The 12,261-nt window shown below is 73.6% G+C and carries 9 protein-coding genes; 5 read left to right on the top strand and 4 right to left on the bottom strand.

The window, feature by feature from the left end:
- Positions 1-2: 2 nt before the first annotated feature.
- From ACGF8B_RS20360 to ACGF8B_RS20350, 3 genes are all read right to left on the bottom strand, one after another.
- Complete coding sequence (locus tag ACGF8B_RS20360) at positions 3-1,337, bottom strand: ABC transporter substrate-binding protein (RefSeq protein ID WP_392740284.1); 1,335 nt, start codon at positions 1,335-1,337, stop codon at positions 3-5.
- 62 nt (positions 1,338-1,399) lie between these two features.
- Positions 1,400-2,623: an ROK family transcriptional regulator gene (locus tag ACGF8B_RS20355; RefSeq protein WP_392740282.1), complete on the bottom strand. Its 1,224-nt coding sequence runs from the start codon at positions 2,621-2,623 to the stop codon at positions 1,400-1,402.
- A gap of 220 nt (positions 2,624-2,843) precedes the next feature.
- Positions 2,844-3,908 (bottom strand): mechanosensitive ion channel family protein, encoded by a 1,065-nt coding sequence (locus ACGF8B_RS20350; protein ID WP_392740280.1) that lies wholly within the window; start codon positions 3,906-3,908, stop codon positions 2,844-2,846.
- A 365-nt stretch (positions 3,909-4,273) separates the two neighbouring features.
- Here ACGF8B_RS20350 and ACGF8B_RS20345 point away from each other — a divergent pair, with 365 nt between their 5' ends.
- Positions 4,274-4,810: an HNH endonuclease gene (locus ACGF8B_RS20345; RefSeq protein ID WP_018552807.1), complete on the top strand. Its 537-nt coding sequence runs from the start codon at positions 4,274-4,276 to the stop codon at positions 4,808-4,810.
- 47 nt (positions 4,811-4,857) lie between these two features.
- Here the strand turns inward: ACGF8B_RS20345 and ACGF8B_RS20340 are convergent, their stop codons facing one another.
- Positions 4,858-7,872: a beta-N-acetylglucosaminidase domain-containing protein gene (locus ACGF8B_RS20340; RefSeq protein ID WP_392740277.1), complete on the bottom strand. Its 3,015-nt coding sequence runs from the start codon at positions 7,870-7,872 to the stop codon at positions 4,858-4,860.
- A 332-nt stretch (positions 7,873-8,204) separates the two neighbouring features.
- Here ACGF8B_RS20340 and ACGF8B_RS20335 point away from each other — a divergent pair, with 332 nt between their 5' ends.
- The 4 genes from ACGF8B_RS20335 (at position 8,205) to ACGF8B_RS20320 (ending at position 12,222) form a co-directional block, all read left to right on the top strand.
- Positions 8,205-8,489 carry a hypothetical protein gene (locus tag ACGF8B_RS20335; RefSeq protein WP_392740275.1) on the top strand — a complete coding sequence of 95 codons (285 nt, stop codon included), beginning with the start codon at positions 8,205-8,207 and terminating at the stop codon, positions 8,487-8,489.
- Positions 8,490-10,700: a 4-alpha-glucanotransferase gene (gene malQ / locus ACGF8B_RS20330; protein WP_392740272.1), complete on the top strand. Its 2,211-nt coding sequence runs from the start codon at positions 8,490-8,492 to the stop codon at positions 10,698-10,700.
- Positions 10,701-10,976: 276 nt separating this feature from the next.
- A complete protein-coding gene (locus ACGF8B_RS20325; RefSeq protein WP_093542474.1) occupies positions 10,977-11,189 on the top strand; it encodes a hypothetical protein in 213 nt (70 codons plus the stop codon).
- 109 nt (positions 11,190-11,298) lie between these two features.
- Positions 11,299-12,222: a LysR family transcriptional regulator gene (locus tag ACGF8B_RS20320; RefSeq protein WP_392740269.1), complete on the top strand. Its 924-nt coding sequence runs from the start codon at positions 11,299-11,301 to the stop codon at positions 12,220-12,222.
- Positions 12,223-12,261 lie beyond the last annotated feature (39 nt).

Genomic DNA, 12,261 nt, shown 5'->3' with positions numbered 1-12,261 from the left:
CGCTACTTCGCCTGCGCGATGGCTGCGTCGATCTCCTCGGCGGATTTCTTCAGACCCGCCTCGATGTCCTTCTGATTGCCCTTCTCGATGTCGAATCCGAGGTTCTGCAGGGACACCAGGTACGCGCCGCCGTTCACCGAGGGCGGGGTGGTGGTGCTCTTCGGGTTCCCGGCGATGTCGAGGAAGGTCTTGAACCGCGGGTCGTACTTCAGCTTCGGCGACTTCAGCGCCGCCAGGGTGGAGGGCACGTTGTGAATGGCGTTGGCGAAATTCACGACGGCGTCGGTGTCGGTCGTCATGAACTTCACCAGCTCCCAGGCCGCGTTCTGCTTCTTCGAGGTGGCGGCGATCCCGGCGATGGTGCCGGTCACATAGCCCTTGCCGTAGGTGTCGGCCTCGTCGTCGGCGACGGGCATCGGGGCGACGCCGATCTCGAACTTCGGCTTGGCCTCCTCGGCCATCCCGAGCCGCCACTCGCCGTCCAGCTGCATGGCCACCTGGCCGGTGTGGAACGGGTGCTTGGCGCCCCACTCGTCACCGAACGACGTGCGGTACTTCTCCAGCTTCTCGTACCCGCCCAGGTCGTCGACCAGCTTCTTCTGGGTCCTGAGCATGTCGGCGAACGCCGGGTCCTTGGCGATGTTCGACTTGCCGTCCGCGTCGAAGTACTTCGGGTCCCAGCCGCCGAGGTAGTGCTCGGTGGTCGACTCGTAGCCGTGGTAGTTCGGCATGAAGCCGAGCCGCTCGTACGAGTCGCCCTTGGTCTTCGTCAGCCGCTTGGCGGTCGCGGCCAGCTCCGACCAGGTCTGCGGGGGCCGCTTGATGCCGGCCTTCTCGAACGCGTCCTTGTTGTAGTAGAGGCCGTACGCGTCACCGAGCAGCGGCACGGTGCAGCGCACCCCGTCGAACTGGGTGTACTCGTTCATCGCCTTCGGGAAGGTCTTGTCCGGGTCGATCCCGTCCTTCTTCAGGAAGGGGTTGAGGTCGACGAACGCCTTCGACGAGCAGAACTTGCCGACGTTGTTCGTGGTGAACGACGAGATGACGTCCGGGGCCTTCGAACCGCCCGCCCGCAGCGCCTGGTTGATCTTGTCGTCGGTCATGTTGCCGATGACCTTCACATGGATGTTGGGGTGCGCCTTCTCGAAGGCGTCGACCGTCGCCCGGATTCCCGCGACCTCGTTCGCGTTGACCCAGCCGTGCCAGAAGTTGATGGTCGTCTCCTTGGACGGGTCATCACTGGCACCGTTGCTCTGCCCCGTACAGGCCGAGGCGAGCAGAGATATGGCGGCGGTCGCGGCGAGCGCGGCGGCCGTCTTCCGGCGGTTTCCGGACATGGCGGTCTCCCGGTGAAGGAATGGGGCAGGGGTACGGAGGGAACGGGCGGGCCGAGAAGGGTTCAGCGGGACGTGTCGAAGACTTCGTCACGGGTGGTGGCGAGGGCGCTCTCCAGCGCGCCGCGCAGTACGGGGCGGCGCATCACCTCTCCGGCGATCAGCCGGGGACGGGAGGCGGCCAGCTGGGTGAGCTCCGCCTCCACCCGGCAGCGCAGCGGCTCCCCGCCGGCCGCGATGACATCGCCGGACAGCACGACGATCTCCGGGTCGAGCACCGCGATCATGGAGGCCAGGCCGGTCGCGAGGCCGGTGGCGAACCGGTCGAGCAGCCGGGGGTACGGGCCTTCCTCGCCGGCCTCCGCGGCCTCGGCGGCGCGGGTGAGCAGCCGGGCCGCGACCTCGTGATGGGTGCCGGAGGCGCGGATCAGCTCGTCGTCGATGCCGAGCTCCCGGCCCACCCGGGACAGCACCTGGGCGCCGGCCAGCTCCTGGAAGCCGCCCGCGTTCACCTTGGTGACCTGACGGACCAGCGGGGCGCCCGGCACCGGCAGGAAACCGACCTCGCCGGCGCCGCCGGTGAAGCCGCGGTGCAGCCGGCCGTTTATGACGAGGGCGGCGCCGAGCCCCTCCTCGTTCCACAGCAGGACGAAGTCGTCGTGCCCCCGCGCCGCGCCCAGCCGCTGCTCGGCCACCGCGACCAGGTTCACGTCGTTCTCGTACTCCACCGGCATCGGCAGGAAGGCGGCCAGCTCCTCCAGCAGCGTGGGGGAGTGCCAGCCCGGCAGGTGCGAGGCGTACCGCAGCCGCCCGGTCCCGGGGTCGAAGGCGCCCGGGGTGCCGATGACGACCCGGTGCACATCGCCGCGGGTGAGCCCGGCGTCCTTCACCGCCCCGTCCAGCGCCTGAGCCACCTGGCGCACCACGCTTTCGGCCCGCCGCCCCGGGGTGCGCAGCTCGAAGTTCCCGACCGTCTCGCCGGTCACATCGGCGACGGCGGCGACGATCCGGCGGGCGTTCACGTCCAGGCCCGCGACATGGGCGGCTCGCGCGTTCACCCCGTACAGCTGCGCGTTGGGCCCCGGGCGCCCCGCCACCGTTCCGGTCGCGACGACCAGCCCGGCCGCCTCCAGACGGGCCAGCAGCTGCGAGGCGGTCGGCTTGGAGAGCCCGGTCAGCTTCCCGATCCTGGTCCGGGACAGGGGGCCGTGTTCCAGCAGCAGATCGAGGGCGGCCCGGTCGTTCATGGCCCGCAGAACGCGGGGGGTACCCGGTGTGGTTCCGGCCATGAGCGCTGCACCTGCCCTCTGTTAGGAAAGTTTCCTATTCGGTGAGAGGACGGTATGCGCACGTCACCGGGGCGTCAATGGGCAGTGCCCCGGTGGCAACCAAAGCGTTACCTCGGTCACTTCCGGAATCTCCGGGTCCATGGTGGCGCATGCCCGATCGGGCCGCCGGTGAACCGGGTCGGGGACCCGCCCGCCCGTCGGCCGCCCGCAGGGCCGGGGGCTACTTCGAGATGTTCGGCGGACTGATCGGGGCCGTGGCCAGCGACTGCGGCGAGGTGGCCGAGGCATAGGCCGAGGGAGCGGCCACGGAGGCCGAAGGATCGGCCTTGGCGGGCTCGTCCGCCTGGGCCGGGACGCCGCCGACGATGCGGATGCCCGCCTCGTCGAAGGCCCGCTTGATCCGCCAGCGCAGCTCGCGCTCCACGCCCAGCGCCTTGCCCGGCATCGTCTTGGCGCTCAGCCGCACCGTCATCGAGTCCAGGAGCACGGAGTCCAGGCCCAGGATCTCCACGGGGCCCCACAGGCGCTCGTTCCAGGGGTCCTCCTTGGCCATGGCCGCGGCGGCCTCGGCGATCACCGTACGGACCGTGTCGAGGTTCTCGGTGGGGCGCACCGTCACATCGACGCCGGCCGTGGACCAGCCCTGGCTGAGGTTGCCGATCCGCTTCACCTCGCCGTTGCGGACGTACCAGATCTCGCCGTTGTCGCCGCGCAGCTTCGTGACCCGCAGGCCGACCTCGATGACCTCGCCGGAGGCGACGCCCGCGTCGATGGTGTCGCCCACGCCGTACTGGTCCTCCAGGATCATGAAGACACCGGAGAGGAAGTCGGTCACCAGGTTGCGCGCGCCGAAACCGAGCGCCACACCGGCCACACCGGCGGAGGCCAGCAGCGGGGCCAGGTTGATCTGGAAGGCACCCAGGATCATCAGGGCGGCGGTGCCGAGGATCAGGAACGACGCGACCGAACGCAGTACCGAACCGATCGCCTCCGAGCGCTGGCGGCGGCGCTCCGCGTTGACCAGCAGCCCGCCGAGCGCGGTGCCCTCCACCGCCTGGGCGCTGCGGTTCATCCGTTCTATGAGCTTGGTCAGAGCACGCCGGATCGCCGTCCGCAACACGATCGCGATCGCCGCGATGAGGATGATGCGCAGACTGGTGTTCAGCCAGGTGGACCAGTTCTCCTCCACCCAGCCCGCGGCGTCGCCGGCCTGCTTGGCGGCTTCGTCCAACGAGCTGCCGGGCTCGGGTGACGGGGCTGCGGCCAACAGGGCGGACAGGGACACGGTGGGACCTCCAGGTGGGCGACGACGGCCCGACCACACTAACGGGGCATCGTGAGTACTCCGTTGCCGTGACCGAGGGGAGAGACACGTCTCACGGGGGACACCGGGGCCGGGAAGCGGCTGCGGCGAGCGGCCGGTGCGGCCGTCCGTGGCCGATCGCACATCGGGCGCGGCCGCCCGGACAGCGCCGCCGGAGCACCCGCTTGCGCCGCACGGCCGCGGCACGGGCGGCGGGCGGCCGGGAGGAAAATCCTCCCGGCCCGTTACCCGCACGTGGTGGCGCTCCGACCAGGCAGGAGTAGAGACTGAGATCGGATCGTCCCGGCGCGAGCCACGCGCCGCCGGCGTACAAGGAGGCATCCACCGTGCCGCATGTCCTGGTTCTCAACGCGTCGTACGAGCCACTCGGCGTCGTACCGCTCCGCCGCGCGCTCGTCCTCGTCCTCGAAAACAAGGCCATCTGCCTAGAGGAGTCCGGCGCCTTCATGCACAGTGCCACCCGGGCCGTCCCGGCCCCCAGCGTCGTCCGCCTGAAGCGGTTCGTACGCGTCCCCTACCGGGGGCCCGTGCCGTTGACCCGCAGGGCGCTGTTCGCCCGGGACGGGGGGCGCTGCATGTACTGCGGCGCCGCCGCGACCAGCGTCGACCACGTGATTCCGCGCAGTCGCGGCGGACAGCACGCCTGGGACAACGTGGTGGCCGCCTGCCGCCGCTGCAACCACGTCAAGGCGGACCGGCACCTGCCGGAACTCGGCTGGCGGCTGCACCAGCAACCCGCCCCGCCCACGGGCCTGGCCTGGCGGATCATCGGCACGGGACACCGGGACCCGCGCTGGTTGCCGTACTTGCAACCGTTCGGCGCGGACGACGCCATGGCCCGGATCGACGGCATTTCTGCCTGAGGGATCCGGGCCTTCGTCGTCCCGGCGGGCGGCAGGGGCCCGGATCGTTACTCCGTCCCGGCGACGGCGTACGCCTCCACCGACCAGAGCGAATAGCCGAACTCGCTGCCCCGGGCATCGCCCTGGACCCTGAGGTAGCGGGCGTCCTTCGCGTCCATCCGGACCGACTCGTGCCCGCCCCTGCCGTCCCGGACGGTCGCCGCCGTGCGCCAGCTGCGGCCGTCCGAGGAGACCTGGAGCCGGTAGCGGGTGGCGTACGCGTCCTGCCAGTTCAGCACCACCCGGCCGATCCGCGCGGTCCGCGGCAGTTCCGCCTGCCACCAGGCGTTGTCCTCGACCGGTGAGGACCAGCGGGTCTCCGGATCGCCGTCGGCGGCGGCCGACGCCGGGAAGTCGGGGGTCTCGTCGCCGGACGAGGACGCGGTGGCGCTACGCAGCAGATCGGGGCCCGCGGTGCGCGGGAACGCCCGGACGGTGAGCGTGCTGCGCTCGTCGCCGAAGCTCAGCGGCACCTCGTACTCCCCGGCCGGGGTGCCCGCCGGGACCGTGATCTCGACCGGGACCTCGGTACGCGAACCGCGCGGCACCCTCGTCTGCTTCGGGATGTCCACCTTGATGCCCTTGGGCGCCTTCGCGGTGAGCGCGCCCCGCACCTCGGTGGGGCGCCGGGCGGCCAGCCGCGCGTCGACCCGCTGCGGCCCGCCGCCGATCTCGGCGTCCGTCTCGCCGCGCGCGAGATCGAGCCGGGCCGCGGGCTCGTCGCCGAACCAGGGCACCAGCGCGTGCACCCGCGGAGCCGGCACCGAGGTGTTCCCGGCGGCGTTGCTCCCCGGGGCCATCGGCGCCACCGGGCCCGCGACGACCGGAGGCATCGACGGGCCGCCCGTGGGCCAGCTGATCCGGATCGCGTCGGCCCGCAGACCCCTGCCCGCCGTCTGGGTCCAGCCGGTCCCGGACAGCGGGCCCAGGCGGCGCCAGCCCTCACCGGGCACATGCGCCTCCAGCGCCGCGCCGGCCACCGTGCCGCCGCCGGGCAGGGTCATCGCCGTTATGGCCTCCACCGGACGCGACCGGTTCAGCCGGACCGTGTAGCTGCCCGGAGCCCTGGTGACCGTACCGGCGTCGCGGTCCGCGCCCGTCCAGGCGTCCGCCTCCCGGCGCACCCGGTCCAGGAACGGGCCCAGGACCCCCTTGCCGACCGTCGCGCCGTCCGCCTTCGCCGTCCTGCGCACCGGCTCCAGGGCCAGCGACGCCTGCCAGGCGGCGTCGCCGTCGCCGCGCGACTGGGCCTGGAGCAGGTCCACGGCCAGCTCACCCGCCCGGCCGTACCGGGACAACTGCTCGGTCCACGGACGCACTTCGTCGTCCAGCCGCCCGTCCGCCAGGCCCTTCAGCCGCTGCGGGGCCTCCCGCATCACGGTGAACGCCTCCCGCAGCGCACGCGCCGCGTCGTCCCGGGCCGCCACGTCGTGCGTCGCGCGGGACTTCCAGAACGCGGCCAGCAGCGGGCGCAGATACGCGGACTCGTCACCGCCCAGCACCGACGTCGCACTGTTCCCGGCCAGCGCGCGCAGCGCCTCCCTGGTGCGGGCGTCGCCGCCCGCCAGATCGTCTATCGCCGCCCGCCAGGACTCCTGCGGCCGGTAGCCCTTCGGGTTCCAGGCGAAGTCGGCGGCGGTGAACAGCGGGATGCGGGACGCGGAGGGCTGCTCCATCGCGTTGGCGAGCAGTGCCGCGGAACCCGTGGCCACCGCGGGGTCCCGGCCGGTGTACGGGCCGAGGAAGATCCGGTCCTGGGCGTAATCGTTGACCGGGTAGTTGTCCATCGTGACCAGCGGGTGCCCGAACGCGGCGCGGGCGCCTGCCAGTTCCCCGCCGGTGATGGTCCTCGGCACGACGCCGACCCCGGTCCAGGCGATCTGGACCCGGTCGTCCAGCTCCTCGGCCAGCGCCTTGCGGTAGTCGGTGGACCCGTCCTGGTAGAACTCCGTCGGCATCACCGACAGCGGCTGCGAACCCGGATACCGGTCCGCGAGGTGCCGTGCCACCTCGCCGGCCACCCGGGCCTGCGCCGTGGCCGCCGCCCGGGGGCCGCTGCCGAAGGTCTCGGCGTCGCTGTCGCAGTGCCATTCGCTGTAGCTGACGTCCTGGAACTGGAGCTGGAAGACCCGCACGCCCAGCGCCCACATCGAGTCGATCTTCTTCGTCAGTGCCTTCACGTCACCGGCCGACGACATGCACATGGCCTGGCCCGGGGCGACCGCCCAGCCGAGCGTCACATGCTCGGCGCGGGCCCGCTCGGCCAGCGCCCGGAAGTCGGCGCGCCGGTCGGCCGGGTAGGGGTCGCGCCAGCGGGCCTGCCGGTACGGGTCGTCGCCCGCCGCGTACAGATACCTGTTCTGCTTGGTGCGCCCCATGAAGCCGATCTGGGCCAGCCGCTCCTGACGGGTCCACGGCTGCCCGTAGAAGCCCTCGGTCATCCCGCGCACGGCGGTGCCCGGCCAGTCCCTGACGGTGACCCCGGCGACGTTTCCGTCCCGGATCAGCTGCCGCAGGGTCTGCACGCCGTGGAAGAGGCCGTCCTCGCCGACGCCGTCCACGGCGACGGTGTCCCGGCCCGCGACCCTGCCGACGGCGAGCCGGTAGCCCCCGGAGGGCAGATCGCCGCGCTCCGGGGCGCGCAGGGTGCGCAGCGCGTCGCGCGCGCCGTCGCCGCCGAGCCTGATGACCGGGCCGCGGCCGGGCAGGGCCTCGTGGACGGTGCGCACGCCCGCGTCCCGCAGTACCTGCCGGAGCGCGTCGACCGCGTACGGATCGGCGTGCGCGCCGGCGACCAGGGTGGCCTCGGCGGAGAGCGGTACGGACTGCCCGGCGGCCTCGACGGACTGCGGCCGGGGCCATACGGCGGGCAGCCCCGCGTCGTCCGCGCGGTCGGGGGTGGCGACGGCGGGGGAGCCGGGTGCCGAAGGGGCCGCGACGGCGGCCGGTGTTCCGGTGGAGAGCAGTCCGCCGAGCACGGCGACCGCGATGGCCGTCGCCTGCTTTCCGCGCCTGAGCCGCATCGCCCGTCTCCCTCGTTCCCGCCGGTGGTCCCCGGCGTTCGGGCCGGTGGGCTCCGAGCCCACCACCCGCGCGCGAGGGTGTCAATGCGCGTGGGTGGTGTGCCGGAAATGCCCGAAGTCGCAGATGGGGCGGGCCGTGGCCGGGCGGGGCCGCGGACGCGAAAGATGACGCCGGATGGCCGAAAAGAGCGGACAACTTGCGGGGAACCGGCCCGGGGGGAACGGAATGTGACCCAGGGCACGTTGGACTCGTTGTGATGACGCCTACGTCTGTGGTCGAGCCCGCCGGGTAGGTCTGCTGTGTCCTGTATCCCCACGGCCAGGAGGCCGCCATGCCCGCCGCCGCACAGCTTCTGCTCTCCGCCCTCGCCGGACAGGTGCCGGAGGCCGCCGCGCCCCCGGCTCCCGGCACCGACGTGCCGCTGGTCCCGGCGCCCCGCACCGGCCCGCTGACCAGCGAGCCGCCGCTCGCCGACGCGATACCCCTCACCAGCGAGCCGCCGCTCGCCGACGCCACCCCCCTGACCAGCGAACCCCCGCTCGCCGTATACGCCCCGCTGACCAGCGAGCCGGCCACGTCCGGCGGCGCATGGGGCACGGAGTCCCCAGGAGTCTGAATGGGCTTGTCCCGGCTCGCCGCACTGCACGGCGTCGCCACCTCCTACTCGCCGTCCGCCGATGCGACGGCGTCCGTCCCCGACGACACGGTCGTCGCCGTGCTCGCCGCGCTCGGCGTGGACGCCGCCACACCCGAGGCGGTACGGGAGTCGCTCGCCGCGGCCGAGTCCGCGGCCCGCTCCCGGCTGCTCCCGCCGACGCTGGTGGTGTGGACGGGAGAGCCGCTGCCCGAGGCCCTGACCGGCCTTACGCCCGGCACCACGCTGGAGATCCACCTGGAGGACCCCGGCTCGGACCCGCCCCCGCGGATGCGCGTTCCGGCCGGCCGACCGGATCCGGCCGTTTCGGCGTGGGGCCCCGCCGGCGGGCGCACGGACCCCGGGGGCGACCGGGGCGCGAGCGGCACGGGCACGGTGCCGGAGGCCGGTGCGCAGGCGCCCGCGGCCCCCGCCTGGTGGACCGAGCCGCCGCTCGGGGTGCACCGGCTGGCCGTGCGGGCACCCGGCGGCCGGACCGGCTCCGGCACGCTCGTCGTCGCCCCGCCCCGGGCGCCCCGGCCGCCCGCCCGCAGCCACGGCTTCCTCGTCCAGCTCTACTCCCTGCTCTCCGCCCGTTCCTGGGGCATGGGCGACCTCGGCGACCTGGCCGACCTCGCCGCCTGGTCCGGGCGGACGCTGGGCGCCGGCTTCGTCCAGGTCAACCCGCTGCACGCCGCGGTGCCCGGCCGCCCCTCCGACCCGTCGCCCTACCGCCCCTCCTCGCGCCGCTTCCCCGACCCCGTGCACCTGCACATCGAGTCCATCCCCGAGTACGGGCACGTGACGGACCGGGGCGCCCTCGACGATCTGCGGCAGGACGCCGCGACGCTCAGCGACACCGTCCTGAACAAGGGCGCCCTGATCGACCGCGACGCCGTCTGGGAGCTCAAGCGGCAGGCTCTCGAACTCGTACGGGAGGTGCCCCTCGGCCCGGGCCGCCGCGCCGCGTACTGCGACTTCCTGGCCGGGCAGGGGCAGGCCCTGGAGGACCACGCCCTGTGGTGCGCCCTCGCCGAGGTGCACGGCCCCGACTGGCACACCTGGCCCGCCGGGCTGCGTGACCCCCGTTCCCAGGAGACCGCCCGCGCCCGCGGCGAGCTGCTGGACCGGGTCGACCTCCATTGCCGGCTCGCCTGGCTGACCGACGGTCAGCTCGCCGACGCCCAGCGCGCCGCGCTCGACGCGGGCATGTCCGTCGGCGTCGTCCACGACCTCGCCGTCGGCGTGCACCCCGGCGGCGCCGACGCCTGGGCCCAGCAGGACGCCCTCGCGCACGGCATGTCCGTCGGCGCGCCCCCGGACGCCTTCAACGCCCGGGGCCAGGACTGGGGCCTGCCGCCCTGGCGCCCGGACGTCCTGGCCGCGTCGGGCTACGCCCCGTACCGCGGACTGCTGCGCGGGCTCCTCGCCCACGCGGGCGCCCTGCGCATCGACCACGTCATGGGCCTGTTTCGGCTCTGGTGGGTGCCCGAGGGGCGCCCGCCCACCGAGGGCACCTATGTCACCCACGACGCCGAGGCGATGCTCGCCGTCCTCGTCCTGGAGGCACACCGGGCCGGCGCGGTCGTCGTGGGGGAGGACCTCGGCACCGTCGAGCCCGGGGTGCGCGAGGAGCTGGCCCGGCGCGGGGTGCTCGGCACCTCCGTCCTCTGGTTCGAGCGGGACTGGGCGGGCACCGGCCGCCCGCTGGCCCCCGAGCAGTGGCGCGAGGACTGCCTGGCGACGGTCACCACCCACGACCTGCCGTCCACCGCGGCCCGGCTGAGCGGCGACCATGTGACGCTGCGCCACCGCCTGGGCCTGCTCACCGGCCCCCTGGACCAGGAGCTGACGGCGGACGCGGCGGACACCACCGAATGGCTGGGGTATCTCTCCAGACTCGGCCTGCTCCCCGAGGGCGAGGGCGACGAGGAGGGCGCCGTACGCGCCGTGCACCGCTTCCTGCTGCGCACCCCCGCCCGCATGACCGGCGTCTGGCTGCCCGACGCGCTGGGCGACCGCCGCCCGCAGAATCTCCCCGGCACCTGGGACCAGTACCCCAACTGGCGCCTGCCCGTCGCCGACGCGGAGGGCCACCCGGTCACGCTGGAGGAGCTGGCCGCCGCGCCCCGCCTGCACCGGCTGATGGAGGTCTTCGAACGACGCGGGGACCATCCGGAGTGCGCCCGGTGACCGGGCCCGCGGTCAGTCCCGCGATCCGGCCGCGGCGAGGCCCGCGGTCAGTCCCGTTTCGGCACGCGCGACTCCACCCCGGACCACGCCCCGAACCCCACCCGGACCACGCCCCGGACCACGCCCCGAACTCCACCCCGGATCCCACCCCGGACCACGCCCCGGATCCCGCCCCGAACTCAGCCCCGGATCCCGCCCCGAACCCCGTACGGCACCCCCGGGCGCGCGCCCCTCACGGGCGTTCGCTACGTTTGCACCGTGGACAAGAAGAACGCTATGCGCGCCGGCGCCGTCGCGGCCGGAACGACGCTGATGATGCTGCTCATGTCGTCCCCCGCGCTCGCGCTCACCCGCGACGACGGTGACGACCCGGGGCCCGGCCTGAGCGCGATGGAGACCATCGGCCTCTACGTCGTGGCACCCATCGTCCTGTTCCTGGTCATCGCGGGCCTGGTCATGGTCCTGGACAAGTCCAAGAAGCAGGCCTGACGCTCCACGCCCGTCCCGAGTGCGCCGCAGGTACTCCCCGAGTACCGCGCGGCGCACACGCATGTCCGCGACCGGTCTCCCCGTCCGGGGCGCCGGGTAGGTTGCGGCCATGATCGAGTGGGACGTCAAGAAGCTCCGCATCCTGCGCACCCTGCGCGACCGGGGCACGGTCACCGCCACCGCACAGGCCCTGCTGATGACCCCCTCCGGGGTCTCGCAGCAGCTCTCCGGTCTGTCCAGGCAGCTCGGCGTCCCGCTCCTTGAGGCCCAGGGCAGACGGGTCAGGCTCACCGACGCCGCACACCTGGTGCTGCGTCACGCCGAGGCGGTGTTCGCCCAACTGGAGCGCGCCGACGCCGAACTGACCGGCTATCTGCGCGGCGAGGCCGGCGAGGTACGGATCGCGGCGTTCTCCACGGCGGTGTCCGCCCTCGTCGTACCGGCGATCCAGCGGCTGCGGGCCGAGGACCGCCCGGGGCCCGACGTGCGGGTGCGGGAGGCGGAGGCCGCCCAGGCGTACGAGCTGCTGGTCGCCGGTGACGTGGACCTCGCGCTGTCCCTCGCCGCGCACGCCCCGACGGCCCGCGATCCCCGGTTCGCGGTACTGCCGCTGCTCGTGGACCCCCTGGACGTGGCACTGCCCGCGGACCACGGCCTCGCCGCCGCGCCCGCCCTCCGGCTGGCGGACCTCTCCGGCGAACCCTGGATCTTCGGCGGCTCGGGGCCCTGGTCGCAGATCACGACGGCCGCCTGCGAGGCCGCCGGGTTCGTGCCCGAGCAGGCGCACAGCGCCTCCGGCTGGACGGCGATCCTGGCCATGGTCGAGGCGGGCATGGGCGTGGCGCTGGTCCCGCGCATGGCGTCGGCGGAACGCCGCAGCCGGGGCGGTGTGGTGATGCGGGCGCTCGACGCCGACCAGCCGCGCCGTCATGTGGTGGCGGCGGTGCGACGGGGCGCCGAGCGGGGCCCCGCGGTGGCCAGGGTTCTCGCCGCGCTCACCACGACCGCCGAATCATTCACTTCCACTGAATGAACAGTGCAAAAACTTTCGCTGGACCTGATGGTTCTTCCG

This window comes from Streptomyces sp. NPDC047917 (assembly GCF_043204345.1).
GTDB lineage: Bacteria > Actinomycetota > Actinomycetes > Streptomycetales > Streptomycetaceae > Streptomyces > Streptomyces sanglieri.
This window is presented reverse-complemented; position numbering and strand designations above follow the sequence as displayed.